The organism is Bradyrhizobium sp. FW305-F6 (assembly GCF_058782905.1).
The window spans coordinates 124,086-148,202 of record NZ_JBYSYD010000004.1; the positions used below are offsets into that span (position 1 = coordinate 124,086).

Here is a 24,117-nt window from a genome sequence, read left to right on the forward strand (position 1 = left end):
TTGGGGGGCCAGCCCGACGACCCTAGCAAGCGTTTGACAAAGTGCGGCGCGGAAGGTGCGGCCTGTTGCCGATCTTGCGGGCAAAGCGCTGCGCGACACTCTTTTCAGAGCATTCCTGACCTGCCGCTCGCCACCGCGTTGGGTAACGTCCTGCGTTCTCACCGGGGCGCACTGCCTCGAGTTTCACGGGAGGTGGAACTCTCGTTCGGACCGCAGCGAGTGGGCGGCCCAGTTTGGCCATAGCCGGAAAGAAGCGCAATATTGGCACCTGCGCAGCAGCCCCCGCACCGCATTGCCACGGCGTTCGGCTAAGATCGATTCAACCCGCGATCAAACCGTTCTGCATCGCTTGCCGGGCGCCTTGGCATCGTCACGCCGCGCTAAACGCGTGGCAGTCTCGGTCGCGCCACGCCACGACTGGTTGCGAGCAGGCGGAGGAAAGATGGACGTGTGAACAGATGGACGAGGTCGAGCCGCGGCCTGATCGGCCGGGCGTGCGAGGTTGCCGGGCTTTCCCAGCAGAGGAACATGCGCAATGAGTTGGAACCCAACACTCGAGCCGGGCTGTCCCGACGAGGTCGGAATCGACGCGATCGAAACTCTCATCGTCCCGCGTTCCCGCGACCTCGGCGGTTTCGAGGTCCGGCGCGCCTTGCCGGCGCCGAAGCGGCAGATGGTCGGGCCGTTCATCTTCTTCGACCAGGCCGGGCCGGCCGAATTGCTGACCGGGCAGGGCGTCGACGTTCGGCCGCACCCGCATATCGGCCTCGGCACCGTCACCTATCTCTTTCGCGGCGATTTCCATCACCGTGACAGCACCGGGGCCGATCAGATCATCCGTCCTGGTGCGCTGAACTGGATGGTCGCCGGGCGCGGCGTTACCCACTCGGAGCGCACCTCCGCGGCCGCCCGCAGCGGTCCGAACAGTCTGTTCGGGATTCAGACGTGGCTGGCTCTTCCCGACACCCACGAGGATGTGGCGCCCACCTTTGAACATCACGGCAAGGAAACGCTGCCCGTGATCGAGGACCGCGGCGTCTCGGTTCGGCTCATTCTTGGAAACGCCTACGGCAAGGTCGCGCCCGCGGCCATGTTTTCGGAGACGTTCTACGCCGATGTGAAGCTCGAACCAGGAAGCCGGCTGCCGATGCCGGGCGAGCACGAGGACAGAGGCATCTATATTGTCGAAGGTTCTGTGTCGGTCGCCGGCCAGTCTTTCGGGGCATCCCAGATGATGGTGTTCCGCCCCGGCGACGGGATCACGGTCGCGGCCGGCGACCAAGGCGCGCGGTTGATGATCCTCGGCGGCGCCACGCTCGGCGGGCCGCGTTACATCTGGTGGAATTTTGTCGCATCGTCCCAGGAACGCATCGAAGAAGCCAAGGCCGAATGGCGCGCCGGGAATTGGGGCAAGGGGCGCTTCGATCTCCCGATCGACGACCGGGATGAACACATCCCCCTTCCGGATTGACCGGCGCTGCTAAGGTGATTGCCTGGAGGCAACGCGAGCGCCCAAGACTGAATGACCGACAGAGCAGATGCTGGATGGAGAACAAGCGAAATGAACAACAAATGGCCCCACCTCGACTACCTCGGCTGGCGTGAGACTTGTTCAGCTCTGCATCTCAACCTGCAGGTCGCAGGCAAGTACCGGCTGGCACATACACCGTGGCTGAACCATTCGTGGCACGCGACCTTCTATGTCACGCCGAACGGTCTGGCATCCTCGCCGATACCCGACGGCCCCGGAATCGAGATCCTGTTTGATTTTCGGGAGCACAGGGTCGTTGGCACCAGCGGCGAAGGCCGCCGGGCATCGTTCGAGCTCGGGCCGTCCACGGTCGCGGCGTTCCACGCCAGCTTCGTGCAGTTGATTTTGGACCTCGGCGGCACGCCGACATTCAACGGACAACCGAACGAGGTCCCCAACCCGGTCCCCTTCGCCGACGATCATCGCGACCGGCCTTATGACCGCGATGCCGTTCATCGCTTTCACCAGGCGCTCGTGGCGATCGACAGGGTGTTCAATCGGTTCCGCACCTCCTTCCTCGGCAAATCCAGTCCCGTTCATCTGTTCTGGGGCAGCTTCGACCTCGCGGTGACCCGCTTTTCGGGACGGCGCGCGCCGCTCCACCCGGGCGGAATTCCTGCCCTGCCGGACGACGTGGCGCAGGAGGCTTATGACCGCGAGGTCTCGTCAGCGGGCTTCTGGCCGGGCGGCGGCGGTATCGACTATCCTGCCTTCTACGCCTACGCCTATCCGGCGCCGAACGGCTACCGAGCCGCGACGGTCCGGCCCGATGCCGCGTTCTGGCACGACGGCCTGTCTGAATTCATGCTTCCCTACGATGCCGTGCAGTCGGCCGCCGATCCCGACGAAGCCCTGATGGCTTTCCTCGTCTCGACCTACGAGGCTGCGGCCGATCTGGCAGGATGGGACCGCGATCTCTTGGAATGCGCACGCGGACAGCCACGTCAGGTCCGCCCCCCGGATGCGGCGCAGGCTCAGCAAACGCATTCAGCCGGCGACAATAATGTCGAGCGGACAGATGGCGCATCGAAGGGACGCTACTGGCTCGTCGTCGACGGCGTCGAAGCCGAGATGACCTACAGCCGGGCCAATGACAAGTTGATCATCATCGACCATACGGAAGTTCCTGCCGCCTTGCGCGGCCGCAAGATCGGAGAGCGGCTGGTGCGACAAGCGATCGAGGACGCGCGGCGCGAAGCGTTCGCGATCATTCCGCTCTGCCCGTTCGCAAAGGCGCAGATAGAGCGACATCCGGAGTGGCAGGACGTGGTGCGTAGGGCCAAGACCTGACGGCGATGAAATCGGATCTGTGCTCAAAGCAGCGCCACGACCGCCGGCCAAATGGGTCAAATACGCCGTGCAGGCAAGGAAGGCTTAAACGGCAAAACCATGCGGCAAGGCGATGCAAATTCTCCCGAGAACCGCTGCGCTGACACGAACGCCGAATGTCGCAGAACACGGCCGCGCGTAAGCTAGCGATGCTTGCCCGGTGTAGCGCATCGCAGCACATCGTGGATTTGGCGGAGCTGGCGCACCCGACACGATTCGAACGTGTGACCTTTGCCTTCGGAGCAATTTAGCCTGCCTATCCTAAATGCACGACAGGGCACGCTACAATGCGATATGTAACTGAAGATACTAGACAATTCGTATTTCCGCGCCGAACTGTCTATCCAGAATTTCGCTCCGATATCCATCCGGTTGCTTCCGTGGTGCTTCCGCGGAAGCAGCCCCTCACTAGCGAGGGGAACACCTCATGGCAAAGCTGACCAAGCGGATCGTGGACGCTGCCGATGTTCGCGAGAAGGACTATTTTATCTGGGACGACGAACTGCCCGGTTTCGGCCTCCGCGTGTTCGCCTCCGGCAAGCGCAGCTACCTCATCCAATATCGCGCTGTTGGACGCACGCGACGCTACACCATCGGCCTGCATGGCGTGTGGACGCCGGAGACAGCCCGGCAAGAAGCGAAGGTCCAACTCGGGCGCGTCGCGCGCGGCGACAACCCTTCCGAAGAACGTCAGCTCGATCACAAGGCCATCACGGTCAAGGAGCTTTGCGCCCTCTATACCGCTGATCTGAACGCGGGCCTCATTCTGGGTAAGGGCGGGCGACCGAAAAAGCCCACCACCATCGTCACCGACACTGGCCGTATCGAGCGGCACATCATCCCGCTGATCGGCGCGCGCCGGGTCAAGGATCTCACCAAGGCCGACATCAACAAGGTCTTGAAGGACATCATGGCCGGCAAGACGCGCGTCGCCGTCAAGACGAAAAAGCTGCGAGGAAAGGCCATTGTTCGTGGTGGCGCGGGCACCGCCACGCGCACCGTCGGCCTATTGGGCGGAATCCTCACCTACGCTGTCGATGCTGGGATTATAGAGGTCAATCCGGCGCACGGCATCAAGAAGCCCAAGGACAATGTTCGGAATCGTAGGCTGACCGAGGCGGAGTATCGCACCCTCGGGCAAATGCTTCGCGATGCCGCGGCGAACGAAAAATACGCCATGACCGTGGACATCATCCGGCAGATCGCGCTCACCGGCTGCCGCCGCTCGGAAATGATCTCGCTAATGTGGATCGAAGCTGACACCGACGCGAGCTGCATGCGCCTGGTGGACAGCAAGGAAGGTGAGTCCATTCGTCCAATCGGATTGCCCGTCGTCGAGTATCTGGAGGAACGGCGCAAGACCGCAGCGGGCACCTATGTCTTCCCAGGTCAGGGCGAGGACCATGCGTTCGGCAGCTTCCCGAACCATTGGGAACAGATTTTCAGCGACAGTCCGCTCGCCGGCGTCACCCCGCATGTCCTGCGTCACAGCTTTGCCAGCATCGCCAACGATCTCGGTTTCACCGAGGTGACCATCGCGGCGCTCGTCGGCCACTCCAAGGGCTCGGTGACGAGCAAATACATTCACACGCTCGACACTGCGCTCATCATGGCCGCCGACACGATCTCCGGTTACATCCAAGGGCTACTCGAGGGGATCGAATTCAAACAGACGGCCTACGCATTGGATCGTGATTCTCGTCGAGCTGCGCTTGACCTCTTCCTGACCAAAGCGGTTGGAGAGCCGGGGAACGAAGCCGAGGACGAGGAGCGTCGCTTGGCAGCTTGAGGCTTGCGATCAGCCACTGGTCGGCGAGCAATTCATCGCCGCCCACGATGCAGTCGAAAAAGCTTTTTGAAGAAATCGACGATCTTCGGTTTGGCGCCATCGGCGACCAGGTCATTTGCTCCGAACCGGCAGACCATCCTGACACTCCTGCACACCGAGCGCAGCCGTAGCGGCGCGTTGTCTCGTTCGACCGCTTGATCGCCCGCTGCCGCATTGGCTCCGCCAGCATTGGAGACTTTCTGAGGCAGGAACGTCTCGCAGAGGGGGCATCTGACGCAATCGCCTCACGCCCCCGTTGCGCGCAATTTAGGGCACATATACTTCAAGGATCGGGGCGGAAGGCGCCACCGCTTCGGCCCGACGCTTGGCAACGCGCTTCGCCGCATCGCGGACAAGTGCAAGCTTGCGCCTGTCCTTGTCCACGCATGCCAGAATTTGGTCATCAGTTGCGGCGTCGATCTGTTCGGGCTCACAGAGCTGCGCGGCGGCCAAGCGGCAATAGTCGCCCCGCAGCAAATCGGCTCCAGCGAATTGGGCGAGGTCGACGGCGGCGCTGGGCACGCCATATGTCAACCGGATCGCCAGACGTCTCACACGGTCACCGAGATCGAGCGTGGGGTGCAGGATCTCGGCGACGCGAGCCGCGACCGGCATCAGATCGCAAGTCCGCGCTGCGACCGCGCGTATGGGGCCGGCGGCGCCGCCAAACGCACCACCGAACTGCGTCAGCACGCGCTCGATCTCGCTCATGGCACGACCGGACACGAACAAAAGACAAGCGACCGCCTTCTTCGCACGCAGGGTCGCCTGATGATCTTCTGTTGTCCCGCGCTGAAGCGCGTTCAGGACGTGCCACGGCACATTCTGCCTCTGCAGCTCGTTGGGCCATAGCTGAGGCTCTTTCTGCGTGCTTTTTCGGTTGATCGGAAAAAGGAGTTGATCGACCTCGACCGTCGTTTGAGCTGCGGCAATCAGGACGGGATCGCTGATTTCTTGGGGCTGAAGCGAGCCGAGGCAATCTACGAGCGCGACGATGGACCCGACCTCTGCCGCGCTTTCGCCAGCGAGACGGCCCAGCTTGGTCAATTCATACGCGCCTGTAGCGTTCTTCTGCACCAGGCCGTGGCGTTCCAAATCCGCTAGGGCCGAAAGCAGATCCGGCCGGCTCCACTGCCACGCGCTATGGGCGCGCCGGGCTTGGAACGCGCCGAAGCTCGATTCCAGAAATTCGACAATCTCCTCGCTCGGCACGCCTTCGCCGGCCGCTCGTTGTGCCGCGACTAGGACGCGGATAATCAGGGAGCGTGGGTCGGTTGTACCGTCGAGGAAGCGGGACACCAAGTCTTCCGGCTCCGCGGTCACGTATCGCGACCACAGATCATGCTCGGCGCGCGGATCGAGCGCCAGCAGATACGAAGCTCCCTTCTCGGCGAAGCCAAGCCTTCCCGCGCGACCGACTAGGTTCTTGTATTCGGCTACCGAATAGGGCTCGTCGCCGGGATGATTCAAGCCGGCGATGATGACCGATGACGCGGGCGTGTTCACGCCCATCGCCAGCGTCGTCGTGGCTGCGATGACGCGCAGGCCCGAGCCGCTACGGCGAAATTCTTCCTCGATGACGCGCCGCTCTTCGCGGTCGAGATCCGAGTTGTGGAAAGCGACGCCGCGCCCCAGCGCGCTCCGCAAGTCGGCGCTGGCCTGCGAGGGATCGCCGCCGGGCATCTGCGTCAGCGCCTCGGCAGCCGGAGGCAATCCGAGCGACTCTGCGAGATAGTTGGCGCAGCCGCGGGCTTCGCCCTTGGTTTCGCGAAACACGATCACCTGCTGGCCTTCGGCGACAAGCTTGCGCACCAGCGGGATGATCCAATCCTGGCTGGATCCTTTGCCGCCGACAAGACGCCGAACGAGCGGCCCCTCAACCTGCTCATTGCCATTCTCCGGGTCAAGAAAGCGGAAATGCCCGGTGCCGAGCAACAAGCCCTCCTCAAGCGGAACGGGCCGCTCCGTGCGCCGCAAGAGCCGCGCGCCGAGCCATTGCTCAAGGCCGTTCGTGTCCCCGATCACAGCCGAAAGCGCGATCAGTTGGGGCTCGATCCCCTCACGCCGGCGCATCCGGATGAGCGTCAAAATGAACTCCAGATTCGCGCCGCGGCCACGGTCGGCGATCATCTGCGCTTCGTCGATCACGATCGCGCCGACCTGCGCCAGCACATGAGGGAATGTCAGCGCGATCGCGGCGAACTTCTCATAGGTCAGGAGACCGACATCGTATTGGCCCCGCAGCAGAGGCGCGATGTCGTCCGTCTCGCCCGTCGCTTCCACCGTGCGGACCCCGAAACCGCCATAGACGCTCTCGAAGTGCCGCCGCTTGTCTGCCACAAGGGCCTTAAGCGGCAGCAGAAACAAAGCCCGTTTGCGATCCAGCACGTTCCGGAGCGCCGCGAGCTCGCCCACCATCGTCTTGCCCGAGGATGTCGGGGCCGACACCACCAGGTTCTCGCCGTCCAGCACGCCGAAGTCGGTGATGGCGGAGATCTGAAGCGCATTCAAGGACGGGATCGCTCCAGCCCAGGCGGTGACAAGCGCGTCGGGGAAACCGGCCGACGAGAGGCTGGCAAGATCGGACGTCACCTTGGCAGGCAGACGCGCCGGGAAGGCCGCCCGATACTTAGCGCCCGGCACGAACACGGGCCACGCGACATCGCCGTCGATGCTCCCGCGCATGGTCGGGTTCTGCTCTTTGCCGCCCTGCAGCGCGGCCGCCCGGACGCGGCTCGTGACATGCTCGAGGAGGCGGTAGAGCGAGAGCTTGCCGCCGCTCACGACTTCCTCGGCGCCACATAGCGCCTCAAGCAGAAAGTGGGTCAGAAAGCCGTGCCCGAACCGGCGGTGCTCATAGGCGGGCTCGGTCGCCGCGGAGGCGGTGAAGATGATCCGACCAGCGCCGCCAAGCTGAGCCAGGCGCGCTTCGGCGGACAAAAGGCTGCGCGGCTTCGCATCGACGTGCAGAACCTTCGCCCCAATGCCGCCGGAAAAACAACAGTCGAGGAACAGGATCAGGCGCTTTGCCGGTATCCGCGAGAACCATTCCTGCAACAGCTCGAGCGGGATCGCGGAGCCGGCGAGATCATCTGGATTCGCGTCGTGGGTGACGAGCTCATGTGTCTCCGACCCATGGCCGGAGAACGCGATCACCACCGTATCCTCGGGGCCGCAGCCGGCCAGGTCGGCAAATGCGTCCTCAATCCGCTGCCGCGTGGCCTCCGCATCTGCCAGCAAGACTGTGCTGCCGCCCAGCGTGTCGAAGAACAGTGCCTCCAGCGCCGTCGCGTCGCGACGCGCGCAGGTCAGCTCATCAATGCCGGTCGAGCTATAACGGTCGATGCCGATGAACAGGCCGCGAAACGGCATGAGGCACCACGCTACGCCCGAACGACGCCGACGGAGAACGCGGCTCGTGGCTTCTCAGCCTTCTCCAGCACGACCGGCGCGAACGTGTCTTTCCGCGCGACCTGCTTGTTGCCCACCTTCTCGAACCAGACACACCAGACGGCATCCTCCTCCAGCATGGCCGTCTTCCCGACCTGCTCGACCGTCATGATCGGCCCGCCTGACTTCACCCGCACAAGATCGCCGGGCTTGAATTCGGTAGCATCCATTCTCCACGCTCCTTCTCGATGCCTATCTGTCCTCGCCAGGCACCGGAGGAGGTCGCAAGAAGCTCGCCCACGTCCCCACCACCATGAGTGGAGACGCGCACGTGCTAGGAGATCGCCCCATGCCTAACATCAATATATGGTGTGTCGGTCATTCCTTGCACAAGGATTTCGGCGAAGACCGTGTAAGCTCCTGATAGATGTTCTTGATTTGTCTCTTAGGGCTGCGCTGCGTTCCGAAGCGGGATAGCCCGACGGCAACCTGCCGTCGGGCCTATCGTCACGATCTGCCAGATAGCCAACGCCAGGCGCGGCGCCAGAAGCCGGGAGCCGCCTTGACGGGAGCGGGCTGAACGGCAAGTTCGATCGCTGGCGTCTGCCCGTAGAAGCGCGCTTTGGCAGCGCGGTCACGACGACGCTCGGCTTCGACCTGCTCGTCACTCCAGGGGCCGGCCTCGATCACCTTGCTGCGGTCGATCACATAGTGTGACCGGCATTTCAGCGTCCAATTGCCGATCGACGGCCGAAGGGAGACGGTCTCGCCATCGAACGTCATCTTCCAGTCCGTCGGCGTGAAGGGGGCGACGACCTCCTCGCCGCAACCGCAGCAGCAGCTGTGGGCTGATGTGGCATATTCCATCGAAACATAGAGAATGCCTGCCTCAAGGCGCTCAGGGATGTGTTCGACGAAACGATGTTCGAGTCGCTTGTGCCGTATCACGCGAGATCCCCGTTGATCAGCATGTTGCCGTCGGTGGTGTAGGTGCAGTGATGCTCGCGCTCGAGGTCGCGGTAGAAGCCGCGAATCTTCTTCCACTTGACGACCGCGAGGACAGCATTCAGGGCGTTGAGATCCGCGACCTGGATGTTGGAGGCGTAGATGTCCTTGGCGCCGCCGCCGACGAAGGAAATGCGCTGCCGCGCGTGATCGCGCTTCTCCGGCGTACTGGCGGTGACGCGCAGGATGCCGCCCAGCGACCCCTCGTCGAGCTCGAGCCCCATGCCAACATCGACGAACGCGGCGCCGATCGCCTCGAGCTTCTCTACGATCAGCCGCTTAGCGTCACCCGCATCGAGGGACAGGAACGCGAAGGTGACGCCGTCGAGAAGGTGAATGTTGTCGACGCCGAGCGCGACATCGTGCGCCACGATGTTCCGGTGCATCCGGCTGTAGATGCGCTTCAGGTATTCGACCTTCTTGGGCGCTTCCCGCAATTCCTCCAGGCTCGGAGCGCCCGGCGCGCGAAACGCGTTATGGGTCAGGAACTCGTCGCTGTCGAACAGCCGGATTTCCCGGACAGGCGTCTTGGCGACGAAATCCAGGATGTAGCCGCCGGTCCCCCCGACGCCGATGATGGCGACCCGCTCGTTGACGAGTCGCTCGGTCAGGACGCCGATCCCGACACGGTCGGAGGCGGTCTCGACATAGTTGAAGACGCTGTCCTCCTCCTCTTCCGGTTCGCGGAAGGTGCGAGGCGTCGCGCCGGACTTCAGCACTGCGGCCGGGCCCGCGAGGATATTCGCGTAGCTCGTCATCTTGTGGTGGTAGTCCGAGTAGCCGCCGTCTGGCTTGCTGGAGAAGCTGTGCGTCGCCTTCAGGCCGTGGCCGAGATCGAAGGCGCCGGCCGCATGCGAGATGCCCTGGATGGGCCTGCCGTCGGCGTGGCACGGGAAATCGCCGTCCCAGTGGATGACATGGGTGTCGGGCGGGCGCGTCTGATCTCCGGCCAGCGTGAGGCTGGAGATGAGGGTGCCGATGCGCACCTCCCGGCGCGCATCGACATACGGCACCTCGCGCATAACGAGATACCCGCCCTGCTGCTGGACGAAGTAGCCTTCGTCCCGCAGCCGCTTGAGGTCCGGATTACGACTGAACAGTGCGCGTGACATTGAACACCGTGCCCTTCTTCTTGACGTCGACGGAGCCGCCAACCCCGAGCTCACCGGCGGGCGGCGTCGACGCCGCGTGCCGATAGGTCATCGAGAAGACGACGTTGGGTTCGTGCTGGCCCGGGAAGGCGAGCTGGACGATCTGTTCGAACGTCACCGTGCGGGCGTTCACCGTGCGCGGCCGCGAATTGACGATGATCTCGAACGTCAGCCGCGCGGTGATGAACCGCTCGATGCCGGGCTGGACCAGATCGATCAGCTCGCCATGCTCGATCAGGCGATCTTCACCGCCGGGAACCTCGAGGAAGACGGCCTCCCCCTCGCCGGGCTTGGCGAGGCCGTAGAGCACCGTGCCGCTGATGACCGGCTTGCCCCAGAGCAGCTCGTGGTCGTTGAGGGTCAGCTTGAAGTCGCGGTCGGTCTGGAAGGCGATGAACCGCTCGGCGCCGCGCTCACGCAGGTCGAACGGCTCGTTGAGCCTCACATCCTCGAAATCGCCCGAGGGCAGGATCGCGATGAGGCTGTAACCGTCCCGCGGGTCGAGTGCCGCGGCTTCCAGCAACTGGCGGCCGAGCGGCACGGGATCGCTCACCACACGGGACTGGAAGTTGAGATCGCCCTGCGCGAGGAGAAAGCGATACCCCCGCGCCGGACGCAACGCCCGGCCTTCGCGCAGGGCGTTGCCGAGATCGTCGTAATCAAGAAGTTCTTCGGTGTTCATAAGATTGGGTCCTTAGGTTCGGCCGAGGCAGCGCCGCGGCTCTAAGGGTCCAATCGGAGCGAGGGAGGCCGACCGGTAAGGTCAGACGAACTTTTTTTGCAAGGGGCCGTCGGGGGTCTGCCCGCAGATGAAGAAGGCCGGGCAGTTCGGGCAGGTGCGCGACGAAACCTCGGCCGGAAACCGTCCGGCGCGGATGTCGCCGAGAAACTTTGCGAGCTTGTCCTTGCGCCCCTTCAGCTCCCGATCGGACAAGGCAAGCGCATGTGCCTCGCCGTCGGAAAGATGGACGAGCTCTGCGACCGCGCCGGGAAAGGACTGCCTGACCGCCAGCATCAGCGCCGCCGCGCCGACATCCTTGCCCTCGGCCGACCGCATGTGACCCGTGCGAATGCGGCGCACGGCGCGGATGCCGTCCGGCCGCACCAGCACCTCGTCCGGCCGAACGATGATCTCCTCGCCGCCGAAACTGAGGCTGAGCGCGACCGGCGCTTCGGGGACTGCTTCGGCGCGGTTCGCCAGGAAGAAGCGCAGCATTGCCAGCGCCAGATCGCGGAATTCCGCGCGATAGCCGTGCTCGCCGAGCCCCTCGCCGGCGAGCGCCGCATCGATGCGATCTTGCAGCGCCTGCTCGGACACGGGTCCATCCGACGCGATCACCGCCTCGACCACCACGCGAACCGCCTCATGCAGATGCATGAAGGCGGTCGCGGTTCGCCGGCCGCCGACCTGCAGGACATGCGTGTAGAAGAAGCGACGCGGGCAGGATTCATAAAGAGCGATCTGCGGGGCGCCTAACCGCAGCCGTCCGTCGACCACCAAATCGATATCCCGAGCTTCCGCGGCCACGGGAAGCGGCCGTGCCGGCACGAGCGAACGGCGTGTTAAGGTCGCCCCGAGACGGTCGAGGAATGGCGAAAGCGGTCGGTTGTGGCCGTTACTCTTCTCGGTCGGCGCATAAAGGATCAGGCGATCGCGGGCGCGCGACTGCGCCACGTAAAATAGGCACTCCTGCTCCTCGGCCTGACCTGCGCGGAACGCCTCCAGCGCACTGCCCTCCGCCCCCGCGATCATCCCGTCGGGCGCCGGACAGGGCGGCGCCGGCGGCGTGCGTGGGATCGTGTCGCTGTTAAGCCCAGGAATATGGACGCCACCGAACTCTAGGCCCTTGGCGCCATGGATGGTCATCAGCCGCACGGCGTCGAGATGCTGGGCGGCCGCCGGCAATTGGCGCAGGTCGCGGTCGTCGCCGAGCCGCACGAGCCTGCGCACACGATCGAGCAGGCGCGTGATGGGCAGCCCGCGTCCGGCCGGTTGTACCCGCACAAAGTTGAGGAATTGCCAGATCGCGATGCCCCGTGTGCGGTCGGCGAGATCCTCCGACGCGCCCAGGCGCGCGGCGATGCGTGTGCGATCGAGCAACAGCGTCGCGAGCACGGTCCAGGGCGAGGCCGTCTGATCGAAACCATCGAGCGCAGTCGCGAGCTTGGCAACGGTCTGCCGCCCCCTGTCGCTCAAACCGGGGATCGCCTCGCCATGCCGCAGCCAGCCCGCCGGCGCGTGCTCGGCCGCCCGCAGATGGTCGAAGACCGCGACCACATCGGCAAAGGAGGTGGCGAAGTCTCGCCAGCAGGCAATGCGCACCAGGCCCATGGCGCGCCGATCGACCAGGATCGAGAGGAGAGCCAGGAGATCCTTGACCTCACCCCGCTCGAACAGACTTCCCAGGAAGAGGACCGGCACGCCGAGCCGTTCCAGGTCCTGCCCGATCGTCGACAGCTTTTCGTTGCCGGTGCACAGGACCGCCTGGTCACGATAGGCGTAGCCGTCACGCCGCAGCTCCTCGATAGCGTCGGCCAGGGCGACCTGCTGCTGCTCGGCGCGCTGGACCGTGCGCAACTCGGGCCTATGTCCATTGGCGTCGCGGTCCGCGTCGAGGCCACTATCCGCATCGCCGGCGCGCATCGTGATCGCGAAACTGGAGAAGCTGGCGACAATCTCCGGCACCGAACGATAATTACGCTTCAATCGACCGCGATTGCCACCGGCGAAGTCCTCCTTGCCGAACCGGGTTATGTTGAAGGATGAGGCACCGCGAAACCGGTAGATCGACTGCTTGGCGTCGCCGACCATCCAGAGATTGCGGCCGTCGGGCCGCAGTGCGCTCAGCAGCCGCACGCTGCTGCGGTTCACGTCCTGATACTCATCCACCAGGACATGATCATATTGCGCCTGCAGCGCCGCGCAGATGGCCGCCTCCTTTTCGAGCAGTTGCACCGGCAAGGCGACAAGATCGCCGAAGTCGATGCAATGCGCGTTGCGCTTGAGCTGTTCGTAGGCCGCGTAGACGCGGGCAACCTCGCCGGCGCGTTCCGCCGCCTCGCGCGCATCCGAGTCCTGGGCTTTCGCCTGCATGGCGTCGGCGAGCGCGGCGTAGGTTTCGGCGTCGACCACCTCATCCTTCGCCCGCGATACGGCGGCCAACATGTCGGCAATGATCTGGGTCGGATCGTAAAGATTGCGGTAGTACGCGAGCCTAAGCCGCGGGAACTCCCCCTCGAGGAGTTCGACCGCTTCGGTCCGGTCCATCATCCGCGGGTCCTTCGGCAGGCCGAGCTCCGCATGGAAACGACGGATGATATCGAGGCCGAAGGCATGGAACGTGCCGATCCACATCGCGGCCGCAGCCTCGGGCCGCTTGCGCGCGATCCGCTCGGCCATCTCGCCCGCTGCCTTGTTCGAAAAGGTCAACAGCAGTATGCGCCGTGGATCGACGCCCTCGCCTAGAAGGCCCTCGACGCGCGCGATCAGCGTCTGCGTCTTGCCGGTGCCAGGCCCCGCCTCAAGCAGATAGGCTTCGCCGCGATGCGCCGCAGCGGCCGCTTGCAGCGGATTGAGCGGCCGTTCGACATGCGCCGCAGTCGCGGCGGGAGGCACGGGCGGCAGCAGCAAAGCATCGAACAACTGCTGCGCGACGACCTCGAACGGCGCGCCGAGCTTCGCGGCGATGGCGGACGCGGCGAGCCCTTGGTCGACATGGAGCGCCCGCGCGACGGTGCGCGGAAGCAGCAGTTCGCGCGCGAACAGGTCCATCTGGACTTCGCGGCGTTGCCGGCGTCCATAATCGACAACCCGATCCATTCCGACTGGTGAGGGCTCGGCCGGGCGTGCCGGATCAATCATCGGCGCCGCTTCGCCACCAGGATCGTCGCCCAGCTCGACATGGCCGATCTCATGCGCCACGAGGAAAGCTTGCTCGAACGGAGAGCCCATATTCTCGTGAAGAATCAGATCGTCGGCGGCGACGAAAGTCGCGCGGCCGCCATTGAGGACGGCTGCGCCGGCGGCAGTCCGTTCGACATCAATCCCCCGCCGCTTGGCCTCGGCGACAGCAAAGTCATAGGGCGACCAGGGATCGGCGCCGGATGCAACGAGGCGAGCGTGAAGCTCGGCGGCGACTTGCCTGGCGAGCTCCACACTGTCCATGTCAGTCCGCCTCCGCCAACAGCCGGGCGCGCTTCTCGGCCGGGACGCCGGCATCGATCAGCACTTGCTCGAAGGTGACCTGCTCGCCGGCCACCGGTTTGCTGTCGGCCTTATAGCTGCGCGCGACAATCAGGTGCGCTGGCCCCCAGGACGACTCCAACTGTGCGACAGAGCTGCGCATCGCATCCGCCAATATCGCCAGGAAGCGTCGCGGGATACTGACGAGAGAGACCCGCCGTTCGCGCAGTGCGGTCACGACCTGCCGGGGCACGTCCAGACGCTGCGCGACGGCGCGCCAGTCATCGACCGTCAGCGCCGCGAAAGGGTCGGCTGCTGCCGCCGGCATAACCTTCGCGTGTTGCGACCAGGCAGCGTCGATCAGCGCCCGATCGGTAGCAGAGAGGGGTGCGGCATCTTCATAAGCCTCGCGGCTGAGTTCGCGCGAGAGGTCGATGAGCTCCCCGGCATATTCCGGGTATAGCCGCAGATAGCGTTCCAAGGTCGACCGGCCAGGCTCGCTCTCGACCGCGAACGCGTCGAGCACGGCCTCGCGGGATGGACGTCCGCCGCCGGGGCTCACCGCTCGTCTCCGTCGGCCATGGCAGCTCGCAGGGCGGCGAAGGCCTTGTCGCGGTAGGTTCGGACGGTCTTTTCGGAGCGGCCCAAAGCCTTGGCGATGGTCATGACGTCCGGCTCCTTGGAGTCGATGGGGAAGCCCTGTCTCAACATGTGAATGATCCTGCTTTGTTCTGTCGGTAGAGCTTCAATCGCTGCATCCAGGCGCGACCGGTAAGACGGGTCGTCGAAATCCGACACGGCGAAGGGATCGTGGGTCCCTGCGGCCGCCTCGACCTCCGGTGACAGTTCTCCGCTCTCCTCGTCATATTCGAGGGGCTGGGAACGGTTTTCGTCGCGCCAGGCCTTTTCCTGCGCATCGCGCCGCAGGCTCGCTAGCGCGCCATCGAAGCGCACCTCGAAGTAGTCGACCTTTTCGTCGTAGGCGGCGCGGTCCGCCGAAAAGAGCTCGACGAACCGGCCGAACACCTTGTCGCGCACGACCCCGCGCGTCAGCGATTCCGTCTTTCCATCGGAGCTTTCCGCCCTGGGCAAACTGCGCAGCACCCGTTCGGTCAAGATCCGATAGAGGCGCTCGAACCACACCTCGTTGTTGTCGCGACGGCTCGCGCGAATGAAGTAAACGAGACATTCGCTCGGGACGTAGCCCGGGTCCGAGCGCTTGGTGATTTCCGCCCTGGCGATCAAGCCATCACGCGGCAGGACTGCCAATTCGGCGATGAGGGCTTCTATCTTCGGGTCGCGCTCGTAGAGTTCGCCGCTGAGGCGGCGTTTGCGCAGCGGGGTTACGATCGCTTCGCCCGCGCCACGCGCGTCTGCCTTTTGCCCGGTGTCGAAAGCTCCCTCCAACTGGTTCATCGCGCGGCCCCGCCTCCCGTATCGCCCTTCTTGTTGAGACGCGTCTCGAGCGAGCCGATGCTGTCGAGCACCGCCTCGAAATCCGGTGGATCGCCAAAGATCATGCCCTGCATGGCCCTGTAGTCGACGCGCAGTTGCTCGATCATCGCGTCATGCGGGGCGAGTGCAAACGAGCCAGGCGCAGCGCTCGCGAGATCGAAGTCCGGTCGATTGAAGAACATCCGGGCGTGCGCGACGCAATCCGCACCGAGCGCCGGATCAGCGATGGCGGCGGCGCCGACGCGGGCCGCGGCGAGCTGGTGCAGGTCATAATAGTGACGGGAAACGCGTTGGCCGCCCCCGCGCAGCTCGCCGCGCTTGTCGAACCAGCGCCGCAGCCCATGGAGGATGACAACCTTGTCCCAGAAGGTACGTTCCGGATCGACCGTGCGGACGGCCGGCACGGTCAGGTCGAGCGCCGGCAGATCATCATCGACATAGGGTTTGATCGGCACTTCGCTGTTCGGATCGAGCGCGGATTTCGCGCCCGACTCGATCTTGATCGCTGCCCGCACATAATCCGATCGCGGCGTCGCCGCGGGATACCAGATCAGAAGCGTCTGCCCGTCGGGATCAGCGTCATCGGCTTCCACTCGGGCCGCGCCGGCATCGAGGCCGGCAGCCTGAAGCCGGTCCTGCAGGATCTGCGTCAACTCAGCCCGCAGCGGGCCGTTGATGTAGGCTTGGCAGGCGTCCTTGATCGCATCGAGGCGCGCCCGGCGCTTTTTGCTACTCAGCGCTTCGAGCTCCTCGATGGTCGCCGGCTCGCCGATGTCGTCCCGAAACACCGTGACATCAATGTCTTCGGAGAAGCGATTGATCAAACCAAACCCTTTGGACAGGGAGGTTCCACCTTTGAAGAGGAGGCGGGGTCCGCCCTCTTTCAAGCCATTGAACAAGGCATCCAGCGTCCAGCAGACCCAGAAGTCCTTCTCGATATTCTGAGACGCCGTGCCGAGGCGTAGCGCCGTCGTATCGAAGGCGCTCAACATCGCGTCCGACCCGGCCGCGAGAACCTCGTCGAAAGCCGGATTCATGTCTTCACCGCCCGGGCTGCACCGCGCTTGGCAGTTTGTGCCTTCTGCGGGGAGAGCGGCTTTCGCTTGGGCCGGGCGACGGCAGCATGACGCTGATCATCGGCATCGTCCGCCGTTCTTTGTTGATGACGATCATGATCAGCATCATCACGATCATCATCGACGTGCCGACGACGAACGCCGGCGTCGCTTTCAACGAGCGGCTTGAGAAACACCCACATCCATGTCGGAAGAGCTGTCATACCGGCAGTGAGATCCGCTTTGAGGGGCGGTCCCACCGTGGGATCTTCGAAAAGATTGGCGAGCTTGCGCCTAACCTGATCACTTTCTCCTTCACGAACCAGGAGATCGCGCAGCCAGTGAAGCGCTTGGACGACGCGCATCGCTGGTCGTCCGGCCCAGAATAGCTTGCTGGCCGCGGTTGGACGGAAGGTGATCGTTACGTTGCCGAGCTTGATCGCGCGGCGCCGAGCGTCGGTGTGCACCACGATTTTGGCGGGGACGGCGTCAGTTAGGCCCAGATCGTTCGCCGCGGTCATGCCGTCGACAAGCATCCGGGTTTGGTCACGTCGCCCGACGGCGTCGATGACTGAGCGCGGATCAGGCGGATTGGGTTTCTGGGTGAGTTTGTTGAAGCCAGGCTGATCGTAGAGCCCACGATCAATCCGCCTAAGGATTTCGACCTTCGTCAGCCGCTGCAACGCCTTATCGACCGCGTCCCGCGAGGCGAGATCGACGAAGTCACTGGGCGTCCAGACCTTGCGTGGCGCATCCGCACGGATGCGCTCGAGCATGGCTTTCTTCAGATCGGGCGAGTCGGTGTTCATGTCCGAAAATTGTAGTCCTTTTTCGGACGCGAACCAAGTGGATTGTCCGAAATAAATATACAAATTTCGGACAATCTAAATAGGTAGGCCGCCCACCTGAGAATGGCTCCTTCGGCCGTATGCAACTTTGCCGACCGTCCTGGCGAGCCAGCTCGGTAGCTGGGGCGCGACCGCGACGAGTTCGCCGAACGTGGAAGACGGCAACTTGCGCTTCAACGTCATCAAGGCGGCTTCTGCCTTTTCCGGCCCCAGCCAGGCGAGCGCTCGCACCGCCTGTCCGGCGGGCCGATCGGCCAGCGCCAACTGCCAGCGCGGCGCATGCCGCAGCTCGACGACCTGCTGGCCCAGATTCATCGTCCGGCTACGGCCCGATGTCAGATAGACCGACCGGACCGGCACCTGTGTCGTGAGGCCGAGCGCGTTAGCGGCCGCGGCACCGTTCGACACGATGGTTTCGCCGCGCTGGAGCGCGAGGGCTTCGACGGCCTTCTCGACGGAGGGCGCGCGGACGCCGAACCGACTCGAAACCGGGCGCAGATAGACGCCGCGCCCGGCACGCATCAGCCGGCCACGTTCAGCCAGTCGCGACAAGGCTTGATCCACCGCGGCGCGATTGCCGAGATGGAGCAGGCTCTTCGCCGCGATCGGAGCGCCCTCGGGCAAGCCCTCGGTGTGCGCCAGAATCTGTTCGGTCAGTCGTTGCACGGCACTTCTCCTGTCAGAAATATATGCGGTTTTCTGACAGTTTTCAATCTCCCCCAAACCGACTGGAAGGGCCAGCGATTGAGAGGGGGCCTGGAGGGGAAAGCCTTCCCCTGCGGCCGAGCCCAGGGTCTCGGCCGACCCCTTCTGCGGGGAGACCCCGCAACGCCCTCATTAGAGTGAGAGTGTGGACCGGATTTCCGTGACGGGTTGAGGGTCGGGAGAGAGTCTTCCGGCGCCCGTCATGGAGTTTGATCCCATGAACATGCAGGTTCTCGATGCCCGGCGCGACGTGAGTGGCGGCTGGAAGGTGGACATCAACCGCGGCGAGCGCATCGGTCGGGTTTCCTCGGAGTGGTTCTCGCGACCCGACGACGAGCGCTATCTCTCGCTCGCCGAACTCGGCCGGACCGTCCGCGAGCGCACCGAGCGCAGCCGAACGCGCGTTGTCGAATCCGCGCTTATCCATGTCGAAGCCAGCCGCACCGATCCCGAACGGCTTGCCCTGATCCTACCAGGCGCCGACAAGCCCATCGCTCCGACGCACTGGAGTTTCGGTCAGCTCGCGAGCCAGGTCGGCGCGCCGGCCGCCTATCTGCGGCAGCTCCCCGCCGCGCTCGCCGGCATCAACCTGCAATATGGGCTGACCGCCCACCGCGCCGAGCAGATCAAGACCCTCGAGACCGACGACGGCCGCGTCGAGCTGCGCGCCGTGACCGGCCCCGACTACGGCCGGATCTACGACCACGAGCTGGTCGAAGCCGTGCAGCGCATCGCCGGCAACGGCACCGGCGACACCCGTTGGAAAGTGCCCGGTGTCCTCGACTGGTCGACCGGCGTCTATAATCCGCGCGTCGACATCACCAAGGACACCACGACGCTCTACGCTTCCGATCGCGACGTCTTCCTTTTCCTCGTCGACGATCTGAATCCGATCGAAGCCGGCAAGCTCGCGGATGGATCGCCCGATCTCTATTTCAGGGGCTTCTATGCCTGGAACAGCGAAGTGGGCGCCAAGACCCTTGGTATCGCGTCCTTCTATCTCAGGGCCGTGTGCCAGAATCGCAATTTGTGGGGCGTCGAAGATTTCGAGGAGATCTCCATCCGCCATTCCAAATACGCCGCTTCGCGCTTCGCCCATGAGGCGGCGCCGGCCTTGCTCAGCTTCGCGGACTCCTCACCGCAGCCGTTCATCACCGGCATCAAGGCGGCGCGCGAACGCATCGTCGCGCACAAGGACGAAGAGCGCACCGAATTCCTGCGCCGCCGCGGCTTCTCGAAAGCCGAGACGGGCAAAATCATCGACGCGGTGCTGGCCGAGGAAGGCCGCCCGCCGGAAAGCATCTTCGATTTCGTCCAGGGCATCACCGCCGTCGCGCGCGACAAGCCCCACCAGGACGCGCGGCTCGAGCTCGAAGGCAAGGCCAAGAAGCTGCTCGATCGCGCCGCCTGATCCCCGCAATGCCGGAGATGCGGTTGTCCGTGTCTCCGGCTTTGCGTCCCCTAGCCATACTGTTTCCGGGCTGTCTTGTGGCCCAGATCCAGGTCACCTATTCAGTGGTGCGGCATGGAGCACAATCGCCAAACGAGCGACTGGATACAGAATGCTAGAGCAGGCGCCTGCGGAATATTACATCGATGAAAGCGGCAATACCGGCGACCTGAGCACGGTCAAAATCGACTCCTACTTCGTCGAACAGCGCATGTTCGCCTTGGCTGCATTCGGCTGCACGCTCGACCAGGACTTCACCGATAAATTGGGCGCACTAAAAAAGGCGCACCGCATCCAGTCGTCGGAGCTCAAATCAAAACAGGCTTATGACAAGCCGCGCTTCATCTTTGATCTTCTGGACCTCCTTGAGACGCGCCGCGCCCCAATCTTTATCGAGCTTGTCGACAAGCACTTCTTCGTTGTCGTGAACATCATCGAGCGAATGGTGGTGCCCTATGTGGGGGAATGCGACACTCAACCTGGCGCCCTTTGGATGAAGGGCGTTATGGCGAACTACATGGCGCTATATGCACCTCCCGAGCTGGCTCACGCCTTTGCCGCATGTTGCCAAAGCAGAGACCACGCGGAAATACGCGAACTTTACAAGCAAATAATTCGGTGGGCGCAGGGAAGCGGAGTTCCGCCTACTGACGTGGCGGCGGGGATCATCCGTTTTGCGCGCGACAGCTTGAAGGACTTCCGCAAGCTGCCGAAAGCCAAGGCCGTCGAGCGGGCATTACCGATTCCCGACAAGAATCCCGCCGGGAAGCTGCTCTGGGTTCTGCCGAACCTGACATCGTTCACCAACATCTACGCCCGGATCAATCGCTTCGCGCGAAAGCAGGTTTCCGGCGTGACGCTGTTCCACGACGAGCAATTGCAGTTCGGAGACATTCTTCTGCACAACAAGAAGCTCGCAGAGGACCTGGCGCAGCTTGGCGTGAAATTGCCCCTGCAGACGGCCGACTTCGAATTCTCGCAGGCGGCCGACCTGCAATTCCAGCGATCGCACGATTCTATCGGCATTCAGGTCGCCGACGTCCTCGCCGGTTTCATCGCGCGATATGTACAGGACGCTGTGTGGGGCGGCGCCCCCATGCATCCTGACAAGGTAGCGATTTTCCGCCGCCTCGTCGCAACAGGCGACCGCAGCTTGGGTTCGGGTGTCAACTTCGTCGCGCCCGACAACATGATCCGCTTCCTCGGCATCGAACCGCGCTCGAATTTCTAGGGCGGCATCAAGCCGTCATGGGCGAATACGAAGGACTGGCGCGGGATCATCGCCGGTTCTGGCAGTGACCTTACCGATGGCGTTTGATGGTGTCGCTGCCCTCCTAGAGTGAGAGGGCGGTGCTTCGCTTCGTGACGGGTTTAGGGTCGAGAGAGAGGCTTTCGGCGCCCGTCGCGGAGTAAGTCTCATGGCAACTGCCATTCAGAAGATCACCCTGTCGTCGGCGCAGGACATCCCCTTCAACAAGCTGGTGCTGAGCCAGTCGAACGTCCGCCGCGTCAAGGCTGGCGTCTCGATCGACGAGCTGGCCGAGTCGATCACCCGGCGCGGTCTCATCCAGTCCCTCCACGTCCGGCCGGTGCTCGATGCCGACGGCCAGGAAACCGGCATGTACGAAGTGCCGGCGGGCGGGCGTCGCTTCCGCGCGCTGCAGCTCCTCGTCAAGCAGAAGCGCCTCACCAAGACCTCCAAGGTGCCGTGCGTGGTGTCGGACGCCAATGCCGACATCCTCGTCGACGAGGTGTCGCTGGCCGAGAATATCGAACGCGCCCCGCTGCATCCTCTCGACCAGTTCCGCGCGTTCCAGGCGATGCGCGAGAAGGGCATGACCGAGGAGGCGATTGCGGCTGCATTCTTCGCGTCCGTCCAGGTCGTGAAGCAGCGGCTTCGCCTCGCGGCCGTCTCGCCGTCATTGCTCGATATCTATGCCGAGGACGGCATCACGCTCGAACAGCTCATGGCCTTCACCGTCACCAACGATCATGCGCGTCAGGAGCAGGTCTGGGAGTCGGTTCGCAATAGCTGGCAGAGGGAACCCTACCAGATCCGGCGCATGCTGACCGAGACCGCCGTCCGCGCATCCGACAAGCGGGCCGTATTCGTCGGCATCGATGCCTATGAAACCAACGGCGGCTGCGTGCTGCGCGATCTCTTCCAGGATGACGACGGCGGCTGGCTGCAGGATCCTGCGCTGCTCGATCGCCTGGTCGCCGACAAGCTGAAAGCCTCCGCCGAAGCGATCGCCGGCGAAGGCTGGAAATGGATCGAGGTGGCGATGAGCTTCCCCTATGGCGCCACCCACGGCCTGCGCGAGATCGTGGGCACGCCGCTCGACCTGACGGCTGACGAACAGGCGACCATCGAGGCGCTCAACGCCGAGTGCGCCAAGCTGGAGGCCGAATATGAGAACGCCGACGAGTTGCCGGACGAGATCGATCAGCGCCTTGGCGAAATCGAAACCGCGCTCGCCAGCTTCGACGAGCGGCCGGTCCACTACGAACCCGCCGACATCGCGATCGCCGGGGTCTTCGTCAGCCTGGACGCCGACGGCACGCTGTCGATCGACCGCGGCTATGTCCGACCCGAGGACGAGATCGCCAACCAGGCGGGCGATGGCGAGGGTGAAGAGCAGGATGGCGGCGACGATGACGCTGACTATCCGGCGTCGCCTTCGGTCCAGCGCGCGGTCATCACCATCTGCGGCAAACCTGCCGAGCCCGAGGAGGAGGACGAGGACGACACGATCAAGCCGCTCCCCGATCGACTGATCACGGAGCTGACCGCCGATCGCACCCTCGCGCTCCGCGACAAGCTCGCCACCGATCCCTCGGTCGCCTTCGTCGCCGTCCTGCACAAGTTCTGCCAGGACGTGTTCTACGGCGGCAGCCAGTACGGCTTCGCGATGGAGGTCAGCGTGCGGGGCACGACCTTCCATTCGCAGCCCGAAGGGCTTCGTGACAGCGTCTATGCCAAGGCGATCGAGGCCCGGCACGATAGCTGGCGCAAACGGCTCCCGGCCAAAGTCGCTGATCTCTGGGATGGGCTGGCCGCACTGACTGGCCCCGAACAGGCCGAACTCTTCGCCCATTGCGCTTCGTTCGGCGTCAATGCGCTTTATGAGCGGGCCGATCGCTACGGTGGCCGTGTCTCGGCGCATAGTGTCGAACAGCGCATCGCCGAAGCCGATCGCCTGTCGCTGGCGGTCGGGCTCGACATGGCCGAAGCCGGGTGGCGGCCGACCGTCGCCAACTATCTCGGCCGCGTCACCAAGCCCCGCATCCTCGAAGCGGTGCGTGAAGGCGCCGGCGAGCGCGCCGCCCAACTCATCGCACATCTGAAGAAGGGCGACATGGCGACCGAAGCCGAACGTCTCCTCGCCGAGACGGGCTGGCTGCCCGAACCGCTGCGCAATTCCGGCGCCGATGCCGAAAGCACCGAGGCGGACTCTGGCGAGGGCGACGAGGCGTTGCCGGACTTCCTCGACGGCGATGACGAGGAGACCAACACCGATGATGAGGAGGAACGGCACCTCGCCGCCGCGGAGTGACGGCGGTCCTCATCTGACTTGACGAGCCCGGCGTCCCTTCGGGGGCGTCGGGCTTTTTTCATGCGCGCCGATCGAGAGGGAGAGTTTGGCCCGGACGTGGCGAGCCGGACATGGAGGAGAGAGCGCCTGCCGGCTCTCCCGTTCCCTGCTCTCCGGGAGTGGCCTCATGGCCGACTATTTCACCCATTTCTCATGCCTGCTCGATGTCGGCACGCCCGAGACCGCAGCCCGCGCGCTCGATCTCTACAACCAACTGTCCGAGGACGGAGCATCCGAGGAACCGCCGTCCGATGGCTTCCTCCTGTCCATCCAGCCCGAGCATGGCGGCTCCAAACTCTGGATGCGCGACGATGTCACCGGCGATCCCGAACGGCTGATCCAGTTCGTCATACGCTGCGCCGCCGAATTCCACCTCACCGGCCGATGGGGCTTTCAGTACGCCAACACCTGCTCCCGGCCGCGTCTCGATGGCTTCGGTGGCGGCGCGCATGTCCTCGATCTCGCGACCGGCGAAACTGTGGCGTGGATCTATACCAACGGTTGGCTCGCCGAGGTGATCGATGGCGGCGATGGTGCCTGACATCATCGAGACCATTGTCTGTCGCTTGATGGCGCGGCCGGGCCGCGCCC

18 protein-coding genes are annotated in these 24,117 nt (G+C 64.2%); 7 read left to right on the plus strand and 11 right to left on the minus strand.

The features are described 5' to 3' along the window. Positions 1 to 535 precede the first annotated feature (535 nt). The 3 genes from AC3WLX_RS25140 (at position 536) to AC3WLX_RS25150 (ending at position 4,649) form a co-directional block, all read left to right on the plus strand. Complete coding sequence (locus tag AC3WLX_RS25140; RefSeq protein WP_492338408.1) at positions 536 to 1,471, plus strand: pirin family protein; 936 nt, start codon at positions 536 to 538, stop codon at positions 1,469 to 1,471. Positions 1,472 to 1,561: 90 nt separating this feature from the next. Next, positions 1,562 to 2,821 (plus strand): DUF5996 family protein, encoded by a 1,260-nt coding sequence (locus AC3WLX_RS25145; protein ID WP_492338011.1) that lies wholly within the window; start codon positions 1,562 to 1,564, stop codon positions 2,819 to 2,821. A 466-nt stretch (positions 2,822 to 3,287) separates the two neighbouring features. Further along, complete coding sequence (locus AC3WLX_RS25150) at positions 3,288 to 4,649, plus strand: tyrosine-type recombinase/integrase (protein ID WP_006023603.1); 1,362 nt, start codon at positions 3,288 to 3,290, stop codon at positions 4,647 to 4,649. Between the two features lie 306 nt (positions 4,650 to 4,955). Here AC3WLX_RS25150 and AC3WLX_RS25155 read toward each other — a convergent pair whose 3' ends face one another. The 11 genes from AC3WLX_RS25155 to AC3WLX_RS25205 form a co-directional block, all read right to left on the minus strand. After that, positions 4,956 to 8,060, minus strand: coding sequence for a DEAD/DEAH box helicase (locus AC3WLX_RS25155; RefSeq protein ID WP_006023604.1), 3,105 nt, complete (start codon positions 8,058 to 8,060; stop codon positions 4,956 to 4,958). Between the two features lie 11 nt (positions 8,061 to 8,071). After that, positions 8,072 to 8,308 carry a DUF2158 domain-containing protein gene (locus AC3WLX_RS25160; protein WP_006023605.1) on the minus strand — a complete coding sequence of 79 codons (237 nt, stop codon included), beginning with the start codon at positions 8,306 to 8,308 and terminating at the stop codon, positions 8,072 to 8,074. Positions 8,309 to 8,585: 277 nt separating this feature from the next. Further along, positions 8,586 to 9,026 (minus strand): ubiquitination-like system serine protease family protein, encoded by a 441-nt coding sequence (locus AC3WLX_RS25165; protein WP_006023606.1) that lies wholly within the window; start codon positions 9,024 to 9,026, stop codon positions 8,586 to 8,588. Beyond that, positions 9,023 to 10,195, minus strand: coding sequence for a ThiF family adenylyltransferase (locus AC3WLX_RS25170; RefSeq protein ID WP_006023607.1), 1,173 nt, complete (start codon positions 10,193 to 10,195; stop codon positions 9,023 to 9,025). The genes AC3WLX_RS25165 and AC3WLX_RS25170 overlap by 4 nt, the downstream gene beginning before the upstream one ends. Further along, positions 10,170 to 10,916, minus strand: a complete 747-nt coding sequence (locus AC3WLX_RS25175) for a multiubiquitin domain-containing protein (RefSeq protein ID WP_006023608.1) — start codon at positions 10,914 to 10,916, stop codon at positions 10,170 to 10,172. Before AC3WLX_RS25175 ends, AC3WLX_RS25170 begins: the two co-directional genes overlap by 26 nt. A gap of 81 nt (positions 10,917 to 10,997) precedes the next feature. Next, positions 10,998 to 14,399 (minus strand): UvrD-helicase domain-containing protein, encoded by a 3,402-nt coding sequence (locus AC3WLX_RS25180; protein WP_006023609.1) that lies wholly within the window; start codon positions 14,397 to 14,399, stop codon positions 10,998 to 11,000. A 1-nt stretch (position 14,400) separates the two neighbouring features. Continuing rightward, positions 14,401 to 14,979, minus strand: a complete 579-nt coding sequence (locus AC3WLX_RS25185) for a hypothetical protein (protein ID WP_006023610.1) — start codon at positions 14,977 to 14,979, stop codon at positions 14,401 to 14,403. Next, the gene (locus AC3WLX_RS25190; protein ID WP_006023611.1) at positions 14,976 to 15,833 is read right to left on the minus strand and encodes a response regulator transcription factor; all 858 of its coding nucleotides are present in this window, start codon (positions 15,831 to 15,833) and stop codon (positions 14,976 to 14,978) included. The genes AC3WLX_RS25185 and AC3WLX_RS25190 overlap by 4 nt, the downstream gene beginning before the upstream one ends. Beyond that, entirely contained in the window at positions 15,830 to 16,909 is a 1,080-nt protein-coding gene (locus AC3WLX_RS25195) for a nucleotidyl transferase AbiEii/AbiGii toxin family protein (RefSeq protein WP_006023612.1), read from the minus strand. The genes AC3WLX_RS25190 and AC3WLX_RS25195 overlap by 4 nt, the downstream gene beginning before the upstream one ends. Then, entirely contained in the window at positions 16,906 to 17,736 is an 831-nt protein-coding gene (locus tag AC3WLX_RS25200) for a DUF6088 family protein (protein WP_006023613.1), read from the minus strand. The genes AC3WLX_RS25195 and AC3WLX_RS25200 overlap by 4 nt, the downstream gene beginning before the upstream one ends. 75 nt (positions 17,737 to 17,811) lie before the next feature. Then, a complete protein-coding gene (locus AC3WLX_RS25205; protein WP_006023614.1) occupies positions 17,812 to 18,441 on the minus strand; it encodes a DUF6088 family protein in 630 nt (209 codons plus the stop codon). Between the two features lie 256 nt (positions 18,442 to 18,697). Between AC3WLX_RS25205 and AC3WLX_RS25210 the strand changes: the two genes are divergently transcribed. The 4 genes from AC3WLX_RS25210 to AC3WLX_RS25225 all read left to right on the plus strand — a co-directional run bounded on the left by AC3WLX_RS25210 (position 18,698) and on the right by AC3WLX_RS25225 (position 24,067). Continuing rightward, entirely contained in the window at positions 18,698 to 19,891 is a 1,194-nt protein-coding gene (locus AC3WLX_RS25210) for a hypothetical protein (RefSeq protein WP_024338475.1), read from the plus strand. Positions 19,892 to 20,042: 151 nt separating this feature from the next. Continuing rightward, positions 20,043 to 21,161, plus strand: coding sequence for a DUF3800 domain-containing protein (locus AC3WLX_RS25215; protein ID WP_006022621.1), 1,119 nt, complete (start codon positions 20,043 to 20,045; stop codon positions 21,159 to 21,161). A 187-nt stretch (positions 21,162 to 21,348) separates the two neighbouring features. Next, entirely contained in the window at positions 21,349 to 23,487 is a 2,139-nt protein-coding gene (locus tag AC3WLX_RS25220) for a ParB/RepB/Spo0J family partition protein (RefSeq protein ID WP_006022620.1), read from the plus strand. 166 nt (positions 23,488 to 23,653) lie between these two features. Next, positions 23,654 to 24,067, plus strand: coding sequence for a hypothetical protein (locus AC3WLX_RS25225; RefSeq protein ID WP_006022619.1), 414 nt, complete (start codon positions 23,654 to 23,656; stop codon positions 24,065 to 24,067). Positions 24,068 to 24,117: the final 50 nt, after the last annotated feature.